The 19,167-nt window shown below is 71.3% G+C and carries 13 protein-coding genes; 4 read left to right on the top strand and 9 right to left on the bottom strand.

Annotated features, from left to right (window positions below; all coding sequences use genetic code 11):
- Nucleotides 1–2: 2 nt before the first annotated feature.
- Nucleotides 3–482 (bottom strand): PPOX class F420-dependent oxidoreductase, encoded by a 480-nt coding sequence (locus tag ABR738_RS36250; RefSeq protein ID WP_350234245.1) that lies wholly within the window; start codon nucleotides 480–482, stop codon nucleotides 3–5.
- A gap of 171 nt (nucleotides 483–653) precedes the next feature.
- Between ABR738_RS36250 and ABR738_RS36245 the strand changes: the two genes are divergently transcribed.
- Both ABR738_RS36245 and ABR738_RS36240 read left to right on the top strand, forming a co-directional pair.
- Nucleotides 654–875, top strand: coding sequence for a hypothetical protein (locus ABR738_RS36245; RefSeq protein WP_350234244.1), 222 nt, complete (start codon nucleotides 654–656; stop codon nucleotides 873–875).
- Nucleotides 876–1,055: 180 nt separating this feature from the next.
- Nucleotides 1,056–1,889, top strand: a complete 834-nt coding sequence (locus ABR738_RS36240; RefSeq protein ID WP_350234243.1) for a PIG-L family deacetylase — start codon at nucleotides 1,056–1,058, stop codon at nucleotides 1,887–1,889.
- A 574-nt stretch (nucleotides 1,890–2,463) separates the two neighbouring features.
- On the opposite strand, the gene ABR738_RS36235 is transcribed toward ABR738_RS36240, so the two are convergent.
- From ABR738_RS36235 to ABR738_RS36225, 3 genes are all read right to left on the bottom strand, one after another.
- Nucleotides 2,464–3,090: a TetR/AcrR family transcriptional regulator gene (locus ABR738_RS36235; RefSeq protein ID WP_350234242.1), complete on the bottom strand. Its 627-nt coding sequence runs from the start codon at nucleotides 3,088–3,090 to the stop codon at nucleotides 2,464–2,466.
- Between the two features lie 376 nt (nucleotides 3,091–3,466).
- A complete protein-coding gene (locus ABR738_RS36230) occupies nucleotides 3,467–5,035 on the bottom strand; it encodes an outer membrane protein assembly factor BamB family protein (RefSeq protein ID WP_350234241.1) in 1,569 nt (522 codons plus the stop codon).
- Nucleotides 5,036–5,308: 273 nt separating this feature from the next.
- Nucleotides 5,309–6,031, bottom strand: coding sequence for an SDR family NAD(P)-dependent oxidoreductase (locus ABR738_RS36225; RefSeq protein WP_350234240.1), 723 nt, complete (start codon nucleotides 6,029–6,031; stop codon nucleotides 5,309–5,311).
- 650 nt (nucleotides 6,032–6,681) lie between these two features.
- Here ABR738_RS36225 and ABR738_RS36220 point away from each other — a divergent pair.
- Nucleotides 6,682–8,028, top strand: coding sequence for a cation:proton antiporter (locus ABR738_RS36220; RefSeq protein WP_350234239.1), 1,347 nt, complete (start codon nucleotides 6,682–6,684; stop codon nucleotides 8,026–8,028).
- A 201-nt stretch (nucleotides 8,029–8,229) separates the two neighbouring features.
- Nucleotides 8,230–9,222, top strand: coding sequence for a zinc-binding dehydrogenase (locus ABR738_RS36215; RefSeq protein WP_350234238.1), 993 nt, complete (start codon nucleotides 8,230–8,232; stop codon nucleotides 9,220–9,222).
- Between the two features lie 36 nt (nucleotides 9,223–9,258).
- On the opposite strand, the gene ABR738_RS36210 is transcribed toward ABR738_RS36215, so the two are convergent.
- Genes ABR738_RS36210 through ABR738_RS36190 form a run of 5 tightly spaced genes read right to left on the bottom strand, consistent with a single transcriptional unit; the run spans nucleotide 9,259 to nucleotide 19,137 of the window.
- Nucleotides 9,259–9,837, bottom strand: a complete 579-nt coding sequence (locus tag ABR738_RS36210) for a flavin reductase family protein (protein WP_350234237.1) — start codon at nucleotides 9,835–9,837, stop codon at nucleotides 9,259–9,261.
- 3 nt (nucleotides 9,838–9,840) lie between these two features.
- Complete coding sequence (locus ABR738_RS36205; protein ID WP_350234236.1) at nucleotides 9,841–10,323, bottom strand: acyl-CoA thioesterase; 483 nt, start codon at nucleotides 10,321–10,323, stop codon at nucleotides 9,841–9,843.
- Entirely contained in the window at nucleotides 10,320–16,139 is a 5,820-nt protein-coding gene (locus tag ABR738_RS36200; RefSeq protein WP_350234235.1) for a type I polyketide synthase, read from the bottom strand. The genes ABR738_RS36205 and ABR738_RS36200 overlap by 4 nt, the downstream gene beginning before the upstream one ends.
- Nucleotides 16,136–17,158, bottom strand: a complete 1,023-nt coding sequence (locus ABR738_RS36195; RefSeq protein WP_350234234.1) for an enediyne biosynthesis protein — start codon at nucleotides 17,156–17,158, stop codon at nucleotides 16,136–16,138. The genes ABR738_RS36200 and ABR738_RS36195 overlap by 4 nt, the downstream gene beginning before the upstream one ends.
- A complete protein-coding gene (locus ABR738_RS36190; protein WP_350234233.1) occupies nucleotides 17,155–19,137 on the bottom strand; it encodes an ASPIC/UnbV domain-containing protein in 1,983 nt (660 codons plus the stop codon). The genes ABR738_RS36195 and ABR738_RS36190 overlap by 4 nt, the downstream gene beginning before the upstream one ends.
- Nucleotides 19,138–19,167 lie beyond the last annotated feature (30 nt).

The following is a 19,167-nucleotide window of genomic DNA, read 5'->3' as shown; positions in this document are numbered from 1 at the left end:
GGCTACTCCTGTCCCTGCTCCTGCGCGGGCGCGGGCGGGAACCCGCCGGTCGCCACCGGTCCCCAGCGCACCGGTGTGACGCGGATCAGGGACTTGCCCTGCTTCACCATCGCCGCGCGGTACTCCGCCCAGTCCGGGTGCTCGCCGCTGATGCTCCGGAAGTAGTCCACCAGGGGCTCGACCGATTCCGGCGCGTCGATGACCTCGGCCTCGCCGTCCACCTGGACCCAGGGTCCGTCCCAGGCGTCCGAGAGGACGATCACGCTGACGCGGGGGTCCCTGCGGGTGTTCCGGGTCTTGGCGCGGTCGGGGTAGGTGGACATGACCAGGCGCCCCGCCTCGTCGACACCGCATGTCAGCGGGGATCCCTGCGGGCCGCCGTCGGTCCGCCGGGTCAGCAGGATCGCGCGGTGCCGAGGGCGGACGAACTCCAGCAACTGGTCGAGTGAGACAGGCGTGTTGGTCGCGATGCGCGGGCTCATACCACGCACCCTACGACAGGCCTGGACCGCCCGAGGCGCGGCACGCGTCGACGCCGGCGGCGACGGCCGCGGGCCGGACGCCCGGACGCGGCGCCACCCACCGTGACAGAGCGCCCGGGGAACGGGTAGGGACAACGAATCCACTCCGCCCCGACCGCAAGGAGAACCCCAGTGACCAGCGACGACCTGACGGCTCGGATCACCCAGGTCGAGACGCGGCTCGCGCAGCCGACGCCGCCTCCACTGGAGGGGCAGGCCAGCATCCCGCTCGACCCGATCCGCCATCACCCCTACACCGGCGACGGCGGGCCCTGCACGACCGCGCTCTTCGGCGAGCGGTGCGCCGAGCCGCCCGGCCATCATGACCCCTCACTGCCCTCACGGCCCGCCTGATCGCCGTCCCGGTCCGGACCGGCGGATCAGCACGCGAGGGCGGGCGCCCGGCACGTCGCGACTGGGGCGCCTCCAGCAAGAAGCCTCCAGTAACAATGGGTGGGACAGACTGAGCGCTCTTCGGCTGCGTCCGCGCGTCAGATGCAGGTGGAAAGCCCCTTGATACAGGAGAAACACGTCGTGACTGATCGGCCTTTGACTCTCATGGCTGTGCACGCCCACCCCGACGACGAGGCCACGGGAACGGGTGGAGTTCTTGCCCGGTACGCGGCGGAGGGCATTCGCACGGTTCTGGTGACGTGTACCGACGGCGGGTGCGGAGACGGCCCCGGAGGGGTCAAGCCGGGTGATCCCGGGCACGACCCGGCGGCCGTCGCCGCTATGCGGCGTGATGAACTCAAGGCCAGCTGCGCGGTCTTGAACATCAGTCATCTGGAAATGCTGGACTACGCCGACTCGGGCATGATGGGCTGGTCCACCAATGACGCCCCCGGCTCGTTCTGGCGGACGCCGGTGGCGGAGGGCGCCGCGAGGCTCGCGGAACTCATGCGGCGCTACGAACCCGATGTAGTCGTCACCTACGACGAGAACGGCTTCTACGGGCACCCGGACCACATCCAGGCGAACCGCGTCACGATGGCGGCACTGGCGATGATCGAGCAGACGCCGAAGGTGTACTGGACGACGGCGCCCCGCTCGCTGATGCGGCGATTCGGTGAGCTCATGCGCGAATTCAACCCGGACGCCCCGGAGCCGGACCCCGCCGAGGCCGCCGCGATGGCGGAGATCGGGCTCCCGGACGAGGAGATCACCACATGGGTGGACACCTCGGCCTACGGCACCCAGAAGTTCGACGCCCTGGCCGCACACGCGAGCCAGGGGGAGAACATCTTCTTCCTGCGGATGGGCGTGGAGAGGTTCACCGAAGTGATGGGCGTCGAAACCTTCGTCCGGGTCCAGGACAGCACCGGGGCCGACGTGCCGGAGAACGACATGTTCGCCGGACTGCGCTGAGGAGACTGACAGGTCATGATGCGACGGGGGCGGCGCGGGCACTCCGCGCCGCCCCGACTCAGAGCGCCGCTGAGCCAGTTGACGGCACGTCATCTACCGGCGCGCCCGGTCCGGTCGGCCCCGTACGATGCAGGGCCCGCAGCAGGCCCGGACGGTGAATGGTCATGCGGCGCACCCGTGAAGTGGTGCCTGGAAGTGGTGCCTTGAAGAGACGCCTTCCGTACGGCATCCGAGCCCAGCGGGGCGGTATGACAGCGCGCGGGGGTGGTGCGAGTGCAGTCGGCCTCTGCCCCTCACGGCGGAGGCCACCGGCGGCCTGCTCGGCGCTGGCGTGGCTCCTCCCTCGGCCGGCGCCTGGGCATGGGCACCGCGATGACCTGCACGGCTGCGTGGAGGGGCGGGCCATCCTGGGCCCCGCCGCCCGAACCGGCCCAACGAGCCGCCGTGGAAGGCGGTTTGGCCCGATCGACGCGCTCGGGCCGGTCGGTCGAAGGGTACTGGTCGAGGTAGGTCGTGCCGCCCACGGCCGGCGATGTCCGGCCGGCGTCGCGGGGGCGCGTGACAGGGACCCGCGTCATCCACTGGTGGGCAGCGGGCGGGACACGAGGTGGTCCCACGTGGCCGTCGCGCAGGCGATGACCTCTTCCAGCTCGGCGCGGGTGGCGCCGTCACGGGCCTGGACGGACAGGCCCTCGACCACCGTGGTGTAGTACCGCGCGATGGCGTCGAGGCCGGCCGGGGGCGCGGTGAGGTCTCCGTCGGCGACTCCTCGGACCAGCCGGTCCCTGATGGTGGCGTGCATGTCGCGCCGCAGGTCGGCAAGGAACTCCCGTACCCCCTGGTTCTCCACCGGTCCGGTGAGCGCGGTCAGGATGAGCATGCAGCCGGTCGGTGTGTCCGGGCGGGTGATCTCGTGCGCGGTGGCGCGCAACATGGCCTCGATCGCGGCGCGCGCGGTCGGCTGCTCGCGCAGGGCGCGCCGGGGCGACTCCCCCGACGTGGCGCCGTAGAGCCCCATGACCTGGCGGAACAGGTTTTCCTTGCTGCCGAAGCAGGCGTAGATGCTGGCCGAGGCGATACCCATGGCCGCGGCAAGATCGCTGAGCGACGTGCCCTCGTAGCCCCGTTCCCAGAACAGGGTCAGGGCCTGGCGCAGGGCGATGTCGGGATCGAATTTGCGCGGCCTGCCTCGAGTGGCCATCAGAATGCCCTGTCCTCCTGTGTACCGTTCGAGCAAGGCTACCTTGACCTGCTCCGTAGGTGGTGAGCGCTTAGTTTGTCGTTCGATACGTAAACACGCGCGAGCGTCCTCGGCATTCCCGCGGCGCCGAGTTCCATGGGTGGGTGGCTTTCGGTGCGGCTGAGGTCGCGACCACGAAGGGCGGCTCCAGGTGCCGGCGCGTGCGCACCGGCTGATCTGGAGCCGCCCTCGTCACAGCTGTCGGGATCCGCTCGTGCGGCGGGCACCGGGGCCAGCCGAGTGCCACATGACCGGCCCGAGGGCGACGATCACCTTGCTGTCCTCCCGTGGTGGTGGGGTGTGGCCGTGGTGGTGGCGTGTGGCCGGGCCCGCTCCGTCAGGACCGCGGGCCGCGCGTCTGGAACGCGTAGAACTTGTTGTTGCCGGTCAGACCGGGGAGCTTGCTGTAACCGGAACCCCAGTAGACGGTGCCGCCGACGATCGCGGCCCCCGCGAGCACGGATCCCCCGGAGGCGAAGCCCCAGAGGGCCGAGCCGGTCTCGGCGTTGAGCGCGAACATGTTGTTTCCGGTGCCGGCGGCGGACGGGGCGAACACGACGCCGTTGGTCACGGCGAGCGGTCCCTGGTCGGAGGCGCCGCCCGGATCGGCGGTCTGCCAGAGGATCTTGCCGGTCGCCGGGTCGAGCGCACCCCACGAGCCGTGGCTCGTCGGCCGGCCCGAGGGTTGCAGGACGTACGGCGCGCCCTGGTAGTCGGAGATGGCCACGTAGATCCGCTTGCCGTCCGTCGCCGATCCCCACTGGACCCCGCCGAGCGGTCCGCCGGGCCCCACCTGGGTGGCCCACAGCATGGCGCCCCCGCGATCGGGGTCGAAGGCGGCATAGACGCCGCTCTTCTGGCCGGCGCCCAGGACGGTCTTGGGTCCGGTGGCCGTCTGGATGGTGAAGAGGTTGACGCCGCTGCCGAAGTCGTAGTCGGAGCCCGTAGGTTGGGGGCAGTTGGGTCCGGGTGTGCCGGACAGGCACGCCAGGTTCCAGTCGTCACCGCTGGACAGACGTTGTGCCCACGCGACCGACCCGTTCGTCATGCGCAGGGCGACGACGGAGTCGAAGTGGTCGTCCGGAGACGTGCACGATTCCTGCGTGCCGCCGTTGCTGATGCACGACGTGTACGCGGGGGCCGTGGGCGTGCTGTAGTTGTTGCCGGTCGTGGTGTACACGACGCCCCTGGCCGGGTCCGGGACGATGGTGCTGCTCCAGATGGCGGCGCCGCTGTATCCCTCCGGTACGACGGGTGTCTTCCACTTCAACGCTCCCGTGGCCGCGTTCAGCGCGACCACGCTGCCCCGGAAGCTGCAACAGGGGTAGCCGGGACTGGTGGCCGCGCCTTCCTCGTTCGAGGAGACGCCCACATAGAGCACGCCCTGGTGGACGATCGGCGCGGCGGTGTCGACCGCGTAGGGGTGGGTGTCGAGTTGGGCCTTCCAACGCAGGGCGCCCGTCTTGGTGTTGACGGCGAGCATCCAGGCGCCCTGCTGGGTGCCGATGTAGAGCGTGTCGGTGCTCAGGTCGACGTAGGGCGTGGTGCGGGAGACCACCTTGGCGGGCGGGTCGGTGAAGACGCCCGGCAGGTAGTCCTTCAGGATGTCCCGGGACCACAGGGCGTGGCCGTTCTTGGCGTTGACCGCGTACAGATGGCCGGACCAGTCGGGGAAGTACACGGCGCCATGGGTGACCGCGGCCCGCGCCGACACGTCACCGCCGGTCGTGAACACCCACTTCTGCGCGAGCGTGGTCACGTTCGCGGTCGTGACCTGGTGCTTCTGGGTGTCCGGTGTGCTCGACGTGTTGTCGGGGTTCTGGCCGAACATCGGCCAGTCCTGGGCCGCTTTGGGCGGTGCCGGGGCCGCGTTCGCCGAGGCGTCCGGGAGCCCGGACACCGTCACGGCGGTCAGGGCCAGTGCCGCGAGGAGGACGGCGGTCCGACGGCGCCACCACCGTGGTGGCGCCTCACTTCCCCTTCTTGCCCATCCGAATCTGCCTTTCATGTTCCACCCCCGTTGTGCTGAGTTGACCGGTTGTGCGGTGTGCTGAGTTCACCGGTCATGCTGAGCCGACCGTTTGGTGTCCCGGGCCCCCCACCCCCGCCCGGAATGTGCGGACCGCCCCGGAGGCGGGGCGGTCCTGGTGTTACGTCACGCGAGTGGGTGGCACCCGGCTCACGCCGGGGGCGCACCCTGGGCCAGCTCGGCGAACTGCCGCTCGAGGATCTTGTCCGGACCGTTGCGCCACATGTCGGTCATGGGCGCCATCGTGGCGTCGGGGAAGATGTCCTCCTCGCCCTTGTCGACCGCGTCGAAGATGGCCTGCGCGGCGGATTCGGGGGACGACTTGGGGATGGGGAGCTGGCGCGTCATGTCGGTGTCGATGGGGCCTGCCAGGACCGCGTGGACCCGGACGCCCTGCCCCGCGAGGAAGGCACGCGCCGTCCGGGTCAGGGAGAACAGGGCCGCCTTCGAGATCGAGTACGACGCGAAGGGCGGCAGGGGCGAGAGCGCGGCCGCCGAGTTGATGGTGATGATGGCGCCGCCGGAGCGGATCAGGGCGCCCTGGAAGGCCTGGGTCACGGCGTGGGTGCCGTGGAAGTTGACCGCCATGTGTCGGTCCAGGACGGCGGGGTCGAACGGGATGTCGGGCAGCATGATGCCCGCGTTGTTGATGAGGACGTCGAGCGAGTCGACCTGCTCGGCGGCCGCCTGGATCTGCGCGGCGTCGGTGATGTCCAGCGTCAGGGGCGTCACCCGGGCGTCGTCGTGGGTCAGGGGCTGGCGGGTACCGGCGTAGACCCGCGCGGCACCCCGCGCAAGGGCCTCGGCGACCAGCGCCTTGCCGATGCCGCGATTGGCCCCTGTCACCAACACGGTCTTGCCTTCGAGGCTCATGGCTCTTGTCTCCTGTCGGGTGCTTCGGAGTGCGGTGGAAGGCAGCCTGGCCCGAGGGCCCCCTGGACCTCGGTCCACTCGTCGGCGTGGCCGCGCGAGCGGAGACTTCAAGGCCGGGCCAACTTTTTTTATCGAGCGACGAATAAATGGTCCCACGGCCCTCGGGCGCGGGTCAAGGTATTTTTTGTCCAATCGACAAAGAAAGCGCGTGCAGTGCGGAGTGCCCCGGACAGGGACCCGTTTCGCGCCGCCCGGGACCGTGCGGAAGGTGGCCTCGGGCTCGCCCGATCCGGCTGGGCACGTCATGAGAAGCGGGGCCGCGCGCCGCCCCGGCACGCTGGGGCGGGTCGCACGGTACGCCGCCCCGGCGCGGGCGGCACTGGGCGGCACTGGGCGGCACTGGGCGGCTGGGCCGAACTTCACCGCGCTGGGGAGTGTCTTCAAAGTGGCGTCGTCCGCCCGTAGTGCGGGGCCGGCGGGGTCTGGTGCGTGCGATCGCAAGGCGGAGGAGGGAGTCGACGCGATGGGGGTCCCCCTGTTCGACGGAGCCGAGACCTTGGGGGAGTCGGCGACCGACGACACCGCCGCGAGCGTGCGTGCCAGACCGCCGGCCGCACGGGACTTCGAAGACACGACCCAGGGAGACCGCCGTGGCCCCACCGCCCTCGATCGGCGCACACGCTCTGCTCGTCCTCCTCCTTCAGGTCGGCCTGCTGTTGTGTGCCGCGCTACTGCTCGGCCGGCTGGCCAACCGCCTCGGCATGCCGGCGGTCGTGGGGGAACTGTGCGCCGGGGTGCTCTTCGGGCCGACCGTGCTCGGCCATCTCGCGCCGCACCTCACCGCCTGGCTGTTCCCCCGTACCGCCGCGCAGTTCAATCTGCTGGACGCGATCGGGCAGCTCGGCGTGGTGCTGCTCGTCGGCGTCACGGGCATGGAGGTCGATCTCGGACTCGTACGCCGCAAGGGGACCGTCGCCCTGCGTGTCGGGCTCGCCGGGCTCGTGATCCCGCTGGCCGCCGGCGTCGCGGCCGGGGCCGTGGCGCCGCGCTCGCTCCTCAGCGGCTCGACGGACCGGGCCACGTTCGCCCTCTTCGTCGGTGTGGCGATGTGCGTGAGCGCCCTGCCGGTCATCGCGAAGACGCTCTCCGACATGAATCTGCTGCACCGCGACATCGGACAGCTGACGATCGCCGCGGGCGTGGTCGACGACGTCATCGGATGGCTGCTCCTGTCGGTCGTCTCCGCGATGGCCACCGTCGGCGTGCGCGCCGGGACCGTCGCGTCCTCGCTGGGGCTGCTCGCCCTCGCCGTCCTGGTGACGGCGACCGTCGCCCGTCCCCTGGTGCGCCGCGTCCTCGCGCGGTGCCGGCGGTCCTCGGGGAGCGGGCCCACGATCGCGGCCACGGTCTGCGTCATCGTGCTGAGCGCGGCGGCGACCCAGGCCATGGGCTTCGAGGCGGCGTTCGGCGCCTTCCTCGGCGGTCTGGTCGTCGGTTCCGTGAACAGAGTGGAAAGCGCGGACCTGGCCCGGCTCGCACCTCTGCGGACGATGGTGGTGTCGGTGTTCGCACCGCTGTTCTTCGCCACCGCCGGGCTCCGGGTGGACCTGACCGCGCTGTCGGGGACGGTCCCGTTGCTCGCCGCCGTCTCGGCGGTCCTGATCGCGGTTGCGGGCAAGTTCGCCGGGGCGTATCTGGGCGCGCTGTCCAGCAGGTTGACCAAGTGGGAGGCGCTGGCGCTGGCCGGCGGGATGAACGCGCGCGGGGTGATCCAGATAGTCGTGGCGGCGGTCGGGCTCCGGGTGGGCGTGCTCGACACGACCACGTACACCGTCGTGATCCTGGTGGCGATCACCACGTCCCTGATGGCGCCGCCGATTCTGCGGTGCGCCATGCCGCACATCTCACCGACCGAGGAGGAGCGCGAGCGCCAGCGGGCGTGGGCCGTCTTCCGCGGTCCGCGTCCGAGCGCCGGCTCCGGGTCGAAAGCCGCCTGAACACCGGCTGGAACGGCGGCCGGAGCCAACCTGGCCGGGGGCCGGGAGAGCCGCCCCCGCGAGGCGCCTCGACGGTCCGCGCGCCGGGGTCCTGCTAGACCACATGAACGAGTGAAGCGGCAGGCATTTGCGGTGGCTTCCGGGAGATGCGTAGTAATGTCCGCTTCCCCTCAGGTCCCCTGGACAAGGAAGCCGATTGCGATGAACGTTCCCCCCACCATGCGCGCCTTGCGACAGATGTCGCTCAGCGGCCCGCAGGACCTTCGTCTGATCACCGACGCGCCGGTGCCGGCGCCCGGGCCGGGTGAGATCCTGATCCGCGTCGGCGCGGCAGGCGTCAACTTCGCGGACATCTCCCAGTCCCGCGGCACCTTCCACAACGGCCCGCAACCGCCCTACCTGGCGGGCTTCGAGGCAGCCGGTGAGGTCGTGGCCGTGGGCGACGGGGTCGAGGGCGCCCGGCCCGGCCACCATGTCGTCGGTGTCGGATACGGCGCCTTCGCGGAGTACATGGTGCTGTCCGCCGCCTCCGTGATGCCGGTGCCGCAGGGCTGGGCGGACGAGCAGGCCCTGGGGATGATGGTGAACTGGCCCACCGCCCTGGCCGCCCTCAAGCCGCTCGGCGGCATCCGGGCCGGCCAGAGTGTGCTGATCCACGCCGCCGCGGGAGCGACCGGCCAGGCAGCCGTGAAGATGGCCAAGCACTACGGCGCGACGGTGATCGCGGCAGCATCGCCGGGCAAGCACGAGACGGTACGCGCGCTCGGCGCCGATCACGTCCTGGACTCGCGCGGCCCCGATCTCGCGGCGGAGGTACTGGCGTTGACCGGGGCCCAGGGCGTGGACCTGGTGGTGGAGTCGGTGGGCGGCGCCACCTTCCAGGCGAGCCTGGCCTCGGCCAAGCGCGTCGTCGGACGGGTCGTGGTGACCGGCCTGCCCGCCGGTGAGGCGCGGATCAGCAACTGGGACCTGGTCTACCGCCATCAGGTGCACGTGATCGGCTTCAACCTCGGGGTGTTGATCCAGTCCGCGCCGGAGGTCTTCGGCGAGGTGATGGGGGAACTGTTCGCGCTCGTCGGCGCGGGCGTGCTCACCGCGGGCCGGCCCACGGTCCACGATCTCGCCGACGGGCCCAAGGCGCTGGCGGAGGTCGAGGCACGCGCCACGGTCGGCAAGATGGCGCTGCTGCCGTGAGCGACCCGGCCCCGCGCGCTCGCGGGGCCTGGCCCGTCATGTTCTCTCGGCGCGCAGCCCGTGGAAGGCGCCGTCGTAGAACAGCAGAGCGTCGTGCTCGTCCCTGAGCCCCATGTCGAGGACTTCGCCCAGGAAGATGGAGTGGTCGCCGCCGTCGTAGGTGGCCGTCAGGGAGCATTCGAGCCAGGCAAGGGCGTCCGTGATGAGCGGGGATCCGGTGCGGGCGCCGGGCGCCCAGGTGACGGGGGCGAACTGCTGGAGCCCGCGCGGGCGGCGGCGGTCGGCGAAGTAGCCGGCCAGTTCCCGCTGGCGCTCCGAGAGCACCGACACCGCGAAGGACTTCTGGTCGAGGACGGCTTCGTGCATGGCCGCCTCCCGCAGGACGCAGATGAGCACGAGCGGCGGGCTCAGCGACACCGATGTGAAGGAGTTCGCGGTCATGCCGTGCGGGGTCGCACCGCCCGTCGTCACGACGGTGACTCCGGTGGTGAACCGGCCGAACACCCGGCGCATGCCCTTGTGGTCGAAGTCGGTGTTACGCCTGGCCACCGCGCCCGGGGCGGGCGGGCCCGGTGTGGCGAGACCCGTGGGGGATGTCCGGTGGGTGTCGGCCATGGTTCAGTCACCGTTCACGATGTGGGCGAGTACGCGCGGCTGCGTGGCGGGCGCGGTCGTGGCGTAGGGCTCAAGGGCCTTGCGCAGTGACGCGGGCACCTTGGCCGGCCGGGTGTCGGCGTTGGGTCCCCGCATGCACGCGACCCGCTGCCCTCCCCGGGCGACCAGGTCCTCCGCATCGCCGCGCACCCGTACATAGTCGAAGGCGAACTCGACCTGAGTCTGTGTCAGGTCCACCAGGCGCATACGGATGGACAGTTCGTCGAACGCGGTGATCTCCGCCAGGAACTCGCACTCGCACTTGAGCGTGAAGAGCTTGAGGTCGTCGCGGATCTCCTCGATGACGCCGGGGGCGTGCTCCAGCAGGAACATTTCCCGGCAACGACCTTGCCAGCGAAGGTAGTTGACGTAGTAGACGTTGCCGACCAGGTTGGTCTCCTCGAAGCCGACCAGGTGCCGGTATTCGTAGTACGGTCGCTTGGTCACGCGCGGCCCTCCTTCGTCTCGGTGAGCATGGTGAAGACCACCGGTGCGGTGCGTTGGCGCAGCGTCGTGGAGAACGTGGCGATGCGCAGGCCGCCCGAGCGCAGGACGACCCAACGGTCCGCCGACGCCCGGGAGATGACCAGCTGGGCGCGCGCGTGGCCAGCCTTGCGCAGGCATTCCTGCGCGCCCCACACCCGGGTGGCGGCGATCGACAGGTCCTCGCCGCGCTCACCTGCGATGAGCTCGGCCAGCGCGCGTCCCTCCACGCCGAGCAGGTCCCGCCACTCCCCCGCCGGACGGTCCACGGCTTCCTCGACGTCGCAGCCCACGGCCCGCTCCCCGGCCACCGCGAAGGTCACGCCCGCGCCGTGCGAGGAGGAGACGTGCGGGCCTGCCCCGGCCTCCGGCTTGCCGTCCGGCCGGTAGCTGAGGGCCGGTTCGTGGCCCAGCGCCAGGGCGAGCGCCGCAGCGGTGCGCGCGCGCCGGCCGGCCACGTCCTGGGCGGCCGCTTCCTCGTCGGGCCACACGGCGACGCGCAGGGCGACGGGCAGCACGGCGGGGCTTCGGCGTTCCAGGTAGGGGCCGAGCAGCGTCGGTGTCCAGGGCCCGGCGCCGTCCTGCTTGCGGACCGCTTGGAGGCGCAGCCCCTCCCAGCGTTCGACGAGCGCCCCCCGCGGATCGCGGACGTCGAGGTCGTACACGTAGGTGTCGTGGTCGCGGGAGCGTTCGGCGGCGTGCAGGGTGACCCGGTCGAAGGTGCGCGAGCGGGCCGGGTCGGCGAGGTGGAGGCGTTCTATGGCGGCGGGCAGCAGAGTCGCGTCGGGGACACAGCACTGGATGGCGTGCATGAGCGCGTCGCGTGTGCCCGGGTCGGCCAGCACGAGCCCGGCCGGCAGGAACCCGCCGAACCACGGCTTGCCGGCCGTGGTGGACACGTCGGCCACGCAGTGCCGCGCCGCCAGGTCCCGGTAGCCGAGCAGCCGCTGGAAGCGCTCCCCCTGGAAGAGCACCGGGCCGTACAGGTCCTCCTTCGGGTCGAGCGGCGCGTACGGCGCCGTCGCCGTCATGGGCGTCGGGTCGTCGGGGGCGGGCACGTCGTAGCGGAGGGTCGCGCGGAAGTGGTCGGCCTGGAAGGCGGTCTCCTCGCTGCGGATCACCGCCTGGACCGTGCCCTGTTCGGTGGCGAGGACGGCGACCCGGATCGTGGTCGTGCCGTCGACGGGGACGACGATGGGACGGTGGAACTCGACGTCCTCCAGGACCGGCGGGCCGACGTGGCCCGTGAGCGCCGCGGCCGCCTGGGCCATGGCCTCCATGCCGAACACGGCAGGGAAGAGCAGATCGCCGTCGAGCAGGTGGTCGCCGAGGTAGGGGTCGTCGCGCGCGCCGAGGTCCACGTCGACGACCAGCTCGACGCCGGGGTAGTACACCCGGGGCCGGTCCACGAAGCGCAACAAAGGCAGGTCGCGCGGTTCGAGGGCGAGGGTGGGCAGGTTCTCGGCGCGGCCCATGACCACGACCGACTGGGGTGCCTCCGGGTCGGCGAGCAGGCGCCGCAGGACGGCGACTCCCTCCTGCGGCGGGATGGGATGGATGCCCTCACGCATCAGCGATTCCAGTACGCCGAGTCGTTCACCCATGCCGGTGCCCGACCAGACCGACCATTCCAGCGCCAGGCAGCGGCAGTTGGGGTACTCCGCCGCGATCCGGCGCGTGAGGTCGGTGAGCCAGTCGTTGGCCGTGGCGTAGTCCGCCTCACCGCGCAGCCCGGCCCGGCCGATGATGCTGCCGAAGGTGACGAGGAGCCGCAGCGAGGCGGGGTCCGTGGCGGCCAGCACGCTCTCCAGGCCGGTGATCTTCGTGGCGAGGGTGCGCCGGAAGGACGACTCGTCGAGGTCGGCGAGCGCGTGCGGCACATTGCGCCCCGCGCCGTGCAGGAGCGCCGTCACGGGGCCGAGCGCCTGGGACACCTCCTGGACCGCGGCCTTGACCTCGTCGGCCGAGGTAATGTCGGCGCGTACGTAGTGGTGGTGGACGCCCGCTTCGGTCATGCGCGCCAGGTTCGCCGCGAGTTCCTGGTCGGTTCTCGGGTCGGAGCGGCCCATGAGTGCGATGGCCGCACCGGTGGTACGCGCCAGGTCGAGCGCGCATTCGGCGGTGATGCCCTTGCCGCCGCCGGTGACCAGCAGCACGTCCCGCGCGTCCAGGGGCACGGAGCGCCCGGGCGCGTCAGGGGCGGGCAGCGGGCGCAGCAGCGGGATGTGGCGTACACCGGCCGCGTCGTACACGGTCTCGCTGAAGCCCGTGGTCGCGGCGACATCGGCGACGATGTCCCGCAGGAGCGCGGCCGGTACCGGCTCGGTCAGGGGCAGGGTGACGAGGGTGGTGGCGACGGCCGGCGCCTCCAGGTGGAGCGTCTTGGCGAGGCCGGCCGCGCCCCGCCGGTCGCCGATGACCACGAAGCGTCCCGGCGCGCCGGGTGACAGCGCGGCGCGTGCGGCGGCGAGCATCAGCTGGATGTGGTCCTCGGCGCAGTCGTGCGGCAGGCACAGCAGGACCCCCGAGCCGAGCCTGGCCCGTCGCAGCGCGGCGCGCAGGGCGGGGGCGAGCGGGTGCCGGTCGGTGGCGAAGAGCTGCCAGTCACCGGGCGCGGGCGGCGTGGCGGCCCGCCCGGCTTCGGCGGGTACGAGTGCGACGGAGAACGCGCGCACCCAGGGGCCCGCGCCGGTGATGTCGGGCGTGGTGTCCTGTTCCCCCTCGCGCGCGGTGTCGCTCAACTCATCGAGCATGTCGGCGAGTTGGGCCAGGGTCGAGGTGGCGAACGCGGAGGTGGCCAGGGGCGCGGCGAGCCCGAGTTCCCGTGCGGCCTGGGTGATGATCTGTCCGACGGTGATGGAGCTGAGGTGGAGTTCGTCGATGGGGTTGCTCTGCGCGCCGACCGCCTCCAGGGGCAGTTCGGCCCGCTCGGCGGCCAGGCGCCGCAGCACCTCCAGGGTGTCGACGTCGTCCCCGAGCGCCGGCGTCTGGGCGACGGGCTCGGGGGCGGCCTGCTCGGCCCAGGGCGCCGCGAGGTGCGGAAGGTCGCTCTCCGGCGCCGATTCGCAGGGGCTGGCCAGGAAGCGCAGCGTCTTGTCGAAGGGGAAAGGACGCGTGAAGCGGTCACGGAAGAGCAGGTCGTGGCGGACGGGAGCGCCCAGCGCGTACGCGATGCCGACCGCGTGCAGCAGCCCCGAGAGCGACATGCTGTCGGCGTCCAGGGACACGGCGGGCACCGCGGGGGCGGTCTCCGCCGCGAGGTTGCCGAGGATGCGCCCGGGGCCCACCTCGATGAAGAGGTCGGCCTCCTTGGCCATCGTCTGGACGGCCTCGGTGAAGCGCACCGGTTCGAGCACCTGCCGGGTCAACAGGTGGGGCACATCGGTCCCGGCCGGCAGGGCGGCGCCGGTGACGGTGGAGACCATGGGGCGGGCCAGGGGCGCGAAGGGTTCGTCGCGCAGGAAGTCGCGCAACGCGGTGGCCGCCGGGGCGACGGCCTGCGAGTGGAACGCGTGCGAGACCGCGATGGTGGTGGCGGACAGGCCCTGGCCCGTGGCGCGCTCGCACACCCGCCGGACGGCGTCGGCCGGCCCGCTCACGACGGTCTGCCGGGGGCTGTTGTACCCGGCGATCACGACGGGCTCGCCGGCCAGGAGCGGCAGGACCTCGTCCGGCGCGGCGGCGACGCTCGCCATGGTGCCGCCGCCTGCGCTCGCCCGTGCCATGATGCGCCCGCGTGCGGCGGCCGCGCGCAGCAGCGCCGCCTCGTCCATCGCGCCCGCCCAGTGCAGCGCGGTCAGTTCGCCCAGACTGTGGCCCGCGGCGGTGACGGCCGTGATGCCGAGCAGGGACAGGATGCGCAGGCCCGCGACGCAGGACGTGACGATCCTCGGCTGGGCGTTCTCGGTCGCGACCAGGTCGGTGCCGCAGGGCAGCGCGAGCGTGCGGTAGAGCTCGTCGACGACGGCGAAACGGCGCCGCAGCGCGCCGCCGTCGCCGCGTCGACCCGCGCCCTGGCCGGGGAAGAGGAAGCCGATCCGGGGCGGGCGGGCCGAGGTGCCCGCGAAGACGCCGTGCTCGGTGTCGAGGACGGAGCGCGCGCCGTTGTCGAGCATGGTCAGGAGCGAGTCGAAGCGGCGCCCTGCCTCCTCGGGGTCGCCGGCCACGACCGCGGCGCGGAAGGGGCGGTCGCCCAGCTCGCGTTCGAGGGTGGCGGCGAGGTCGCCGAGTTCGGCGAAGGAGAGCCTGCCGCACATCTCGGCCAGTCGCGCGATCCGTCCGCGCAGCGAGGCGAAGTCGTCCGCGTCGACCAGCAGCAGTTCGGCGTCCTGCCGCGAGCGGGACAGTGCCCGCACCTTGGGGCCGGGGCCCGCGTCCGGTGCGCTGTCGGCGTGCTCCACGACGACGTGGGCGTTGATGCCGCCGAAGCCCATGGAGGAGACGCCGGAGCGGATGGGGTGCCCGGTGGGCCACTCCTCGGGTTCCAGCGGGACCCTCAACGCGGGCCGCTCGCCGGTCAGTTCGGGGTGCGGGTCGAGGTGGCTGGTGGCCGGCGGGATGACTTCGTGGTGCACGGCGAGGATCGCCTTGATGAGTCCCGCCACCCCGGCGGCCGCCTTGGTGTGTCCGATGTTGCCCTTGATCGTGCTGATCGCCGCCGGTGGCGCCGTGGGGTCGGCGGCGCGCCGTGCCTCGCTGAAGGCCCGCAGTTCTGTCGCATCGCCCACGGCCGTACCGGTGCCGTGGCCTTCGAGGTAGGCGACGGTCTCGATGCCGTATCCGGCCAGCTCGTAGGCGCGCCGCAGCGCGAGGCGGTGTCCCGCTGCCTCGGGGCGGGTGATGCCGCCCTTGCCGTCGGAGGAGTAGCCCCAGCCGGCGAGCACGGCGTAACGGCGAAGACCGCGCGCGATCGCGTCCTCGTCGCGCATCAGCACGAGCATGCCGCAGCCCTCGCCGGGCCAGAACCCGTTGGAGGCACGGTCGTACACCCGCATCTCCCCGGTGGCCAGCGCGCCGGTCTTGGCGAAGCCGATGACCTCGAAGGGGTCGATGCTCAGGTCCACGCCTCCCGCGACGGCCACATCGAGCTGACGGGCGGCCAGGGCGTTGGCCGCGGTCGCCACCGACAGCAGCGAGGAGGAGCACGCGCCGTCGACAGTGAAGCCGCCGCCGTGGAGGTCGAAGTGGTTGCAGACACGGCCGGCGATGGTGTTGGCCAGGCCGCCGGCCAGGGTGTCCTCGTCGATCGGCGGGAAGGCGCTCTTGTAGCGCTCTTCGAGGCCGGGCAAAAAGGCGCCGAGCGCGGTGTCGTCCCAGCCCTGCTCGCGCAGCGCGGCGCCGACGGTGCGCCGTACATAGGGCCAGCGGAGCCGCATGAGGTTGGCGCGGCTGAACTCACCGGTGAGCGTGTTGCCGATCACCACGCCGGTGGCCGACCTCGGCAGCCCTTCGCCGCCGGGGAAGCCGGCGTCACCCAGCGCGCGCGCCGCGGTGTCGAGGGCGAGCCAGTGGGTCATGTCCGTGGAGCGGAAGGTGCTGCCCGCGACGCGGTGGCCCACGCGGTCGAAGTCGAAGCCTTCCAGGACGGCGGCCTTGCGGGAGTAGAAGCGGTCGGGGGCCGTCCGGTCGGGTGAGTAGTAGTCGTCGAGGTTCATGCGCTCGTTCGGCAGCCGGCGAAAGGCGCGACGTCCGGCGAGCACGTTCTGCCACAGCTGCTCGGGCGAGTCCGCGTCGGGGTAGCGGCACGCGAGCCCGACGACCGCAATCCGGTGACCGCTCATGCCCGTATCGCCCCCGCGTCCGTGGTCTGCGGCGTCCGCGCCGGGATCTGTTGGCTCACCGCCGTGGTGTCGGGCCCGCGCCGGGCTCGACGGCGCTGGAAGAGGGACACGGCCCACCAGCCGACGCCCCGGGCACCACAGACGACGACGAGGGCGATGAAGAGGGTGTAGGTGACGTTGAGTTGCATCAGGGCCCCGTAGACGAACGCGACGGATCCGCCGAACATGAACTGGGCCCGGCCCTTCGTCGGTGTCGTACCGGGGTCGGTGATCATGTAGTTGGTGAAGAGCACGAACGCCACGCCGGTCATCGAACCGAGCGCCGAGAACAGCGCGACGTCCCAGATGCCGTGCCGGACGAAGGCCTGGATGGCGAAGCCGCCCATCCAGCCCACGATCAGCGGCACCTTCCGGGTGAGCATGGTGTTGAGGACGGTGCCCGCCGTGGCGATGATGATCGCGATCATGATGCGGAAGTACGTGTTCGCGTTCTCGGTGAACTCGTACGGCGGCGCGATGCTGACCCAGCCGAAGCAGACGAGGGTCATCGTGATGCCGAAGTTGGACGGGTTCATGAAGTGCCGCATCCGCCCGTTGACGGGCGCCTGGAACGCGTGCTTGCCCGCGACGCCGACGAACACCCCGAACAGGACCGGCAGGATCTGGTTGTTGGCGTAGAGCAGCATGTTGACGGCGAGCGCGGTGATGTGCGATGGCAGCAGGAACTCATACAGTCCGCGCGCTCCGCCGCCGAGGAACCGTGGCCTGCGCTGGTAGGCCCACGCGCTGATCAGCTCGAAGGTGATCTCGGTCGTGTAACCCATCAGGACGGCGAAGACCGGCCAGAGATAGGGCTGTTCGAAGCCGAGCAGGGTGTAGCCGAACACATTGAAGGCGGTGATCGACATCGCGAAGTTGCGCAGCGCCAGATACCGGGGGTCGGGTTTCGCCTTGGGGGGCTTGACGGCGGCGCTCGATGGCGCGGTCTCGGCCGGAGTGGGGTGCAGGGCGGCGGTCATGGGCTCGAAACCTCCTGGGCGGTGCCGGTGAGCATCAGGGTGTGGACGCCGGGCCTCAGCCGCAGCGTCTGCTGGTGGAGTCCCCCGTCGGCGTCCCGCCACTGGAGGTGGGCGGAGACGGGACCGCTGTAGGAACCGATCCCGAAATGGACGTCGAAGCTGCGGAAGCCGACATGGCCGCCGCCGCCGTCGAGCTGGGAGATCTGGGTGCCCTGCGGGGTGGTGATCTGGACGGTGGCGCCGTAGGCGGGCGCGCCGATGGCTTCCAGACCCTTGCCGGCGCCGCTCTGGTCGGTGGAGGGGCGGTACAGCTTCAGCTCCAGCGAATGACCGAGGTCCGGCGCCTTGTTGGCGTAGAACGCGGGCGCTCCCCACTGCCGTGCCACCGCGAAGTCCAGGGTTCCCGTACCCGTGGTGTCGCCGGTGGCGACGGCCCGGGTCGGGGTGGGCTCGGCGAGACCGAGATCGGAGCTCACGTTGACGTAGGTGCCGTTGGAGTTCTTGGCGTAGAAGGCCAGGGCCTCATGGCCCGAGACGTCGTCACCGGGCTGGAAGTTGGGCCACATCGCCGGGTTGCTCAGCAGGTCGTCGTTCTCGGTGGCCGCCTCCTGGAGCCAGTTCCACCGGTTGTTGGTGCCCTTGACGAAACCGTCGGTCTGGATCACGTCCTGCTGCCCCTGGTTGAGGAAGTCGCCCGCCTTGACGTCCCAGCACCAGCCGGTCCACGCAAGGCCGTACTGCTGTGCTTCCTGTTCGAAGGGGGCGATGCCCTTGCTGAGCTGCTTCTTCATGTCGGCCGGGTCCGCGGCGTGGTTGACGAAGAGCAGATTGCTCTCCTGAAGGCCCCAGGCGACGTTGATGTTGCTGACGAAGAAGTCGAAGCTGCCGTTGCTGTTCAGGTCGGCGAAGTCGACGCCCATCCCCTTGAAGGAGCCGTTGCCCAGCACGAACGACTTGGGGGTCGTGCCCGTGCGCACGCCCTTGGCCTCGGTGAACTTGATGTGGCCCGGGGTCGACTGGTTGTACAGGAGGTGGCCGTGGCCGAAGTCGTTGGCGATGTAGGCCTCCGGCAGACCGTCACCTGTCAGGTCCGCCCCGGACAGCGCGAGCGTCCAGCCGGTCGAGATCTGGAAGGGGATGGCGTCCTTCTCCTCGACGTAGCGGGCGGCCGGGTGGTCACCGGAGGTGGCGTCGTGCCAGCGCAGCACATGGTCGCCGCCGGCGTTGTTGCCGGAGGAGAGGCTGTTGGTCATCACGACGTTCTTCAGGCCGTGCGGATCGAGTACGTCGGAGTCGGGGAAGTAGTTGCCGACGATGACGGAGGGGTGTCCGCTGCCGTCGAGGTCCGCGATGTACACGGCGTCGGTGTTCCAGCGCGGGCCGTGGTAGGTCCCGTCGGCCGACTGCGAGGGCACGATTTCCTGCGGCACGTACGCGCTCGGTGAGGGCGAGGTGGCGCTCGTCCTCGGCAGGAACAGGATCGGGGTGCGCCCCCAGTACGTCACGAGGAAGCCCATGCGCCCGTCCCCGGTGAAGTCGCCCGCCGCGCAGCCGGTGGGCGCCATCGTGTCGTCGTAGGGCAGCGGCGCCGCCTCGAGGGTGAACGGCGTGAACCGGTCGGCCGCCGGGGCGGTGGGCGTGTAGGTGACGATCACCTTGTTGGTGCGGGTGTCGACCAGGCACATGCCGTCGGCGCGCCCGTGTCCTGTGACGTCGTTGATGGCGACGCCGGCGCCCACCGCCGAGATCCATGAACGGACCTTCTGGTAGGCCGGGTTGACCTGACGGATCGTGTTCATGTGCAGGTTGTCGTAGCCGGGCGGCAGGGTGATGGGCAGTTCGTGGAACGTGTACTTGGCGGCGGTCCGCGCGCCGCCGGACACGCTGACCGCGCTGTCCGCGCCGAAGAACAGCGTGGTGGCGACGGCGACGGCAAGGACGCCCGGCACCAGCCGACGAAGACGCATCCTCAGCCTCATGGCGATCTCCTTTCGAAAGTACGGTCATGA

Source organism: Streptomyces sp. Edi4, from assembly GCF_040253615.1.
GTDB lineage: Bacteria > Actinomycetota > Actinomycetes > Streptomycetales > Streptomycetaceae > Streptomyces.
Note: the sequence above shows the minus strand (reverse complement) of the source record. Positions and strands in the feature narration are given on the sequence as shown.

Bases quoted from the DNA above. Each gene is read 5' to 3' on its own strand.
- ABR738_RS36200 (WP_350234235.1), bottom strand. From the start codon at position 16,139: ATGAGCGGTCACCGGATTGCGGTCGTCGGGCTCGCGTGCCGCTACCCC.
- ABR738_RS36225 (WP_350234240.1), bottom strand. From the start codon at position 6,031: ATGAGCCTCGAAGGCAAGACCGTGTTGGTGACAGGGGCCAATCGCGGC.
- ABR738_RS36235 (WP_350234242.1), bottom strand. From the start codon at position 3,090: ATGGCCACTCGAGGCAGGCCGCGCAAATTCGATCCCGACATCGCCCTG.
- ABR738_RS36195 (WP_350234234.1), bottom strand. From the start codon at position 17,158: ATGACCGCCGCCCTGCACCCCACTCCGGCCGAGACCGCGCCATCGAGC.
- ABR738_RS36215 (WP_350234238.1), top strand. From the start codon at position 8,230: ATGAACGTTCCCCCCACCATGCGCGCCTTGCGACAGATGTCGCTCAGC.
- ABR738_RS36250 (WP_350234245.1), bottom strand. From the start codon at position 482: ATGAGCCCGCGCATCGCGACCAACACGCCTGTCTCACTCGACCAGTTG.
- ABR738_RS36210 (WP_350234237.1), bottom strand. From the start codon at position 9,837: ATGGCCGACACCCACCGGACATCCCCCACGGGTCTCGCCACACCGGGC.
- ABR738_RS36190 (WP_350234233.1), bottom strand. From the start codon at position 19,137: ATGAGGCTGAGGATGCGTCTTCGTCGGCTGGTGCCGGGCGTCCTTGCC.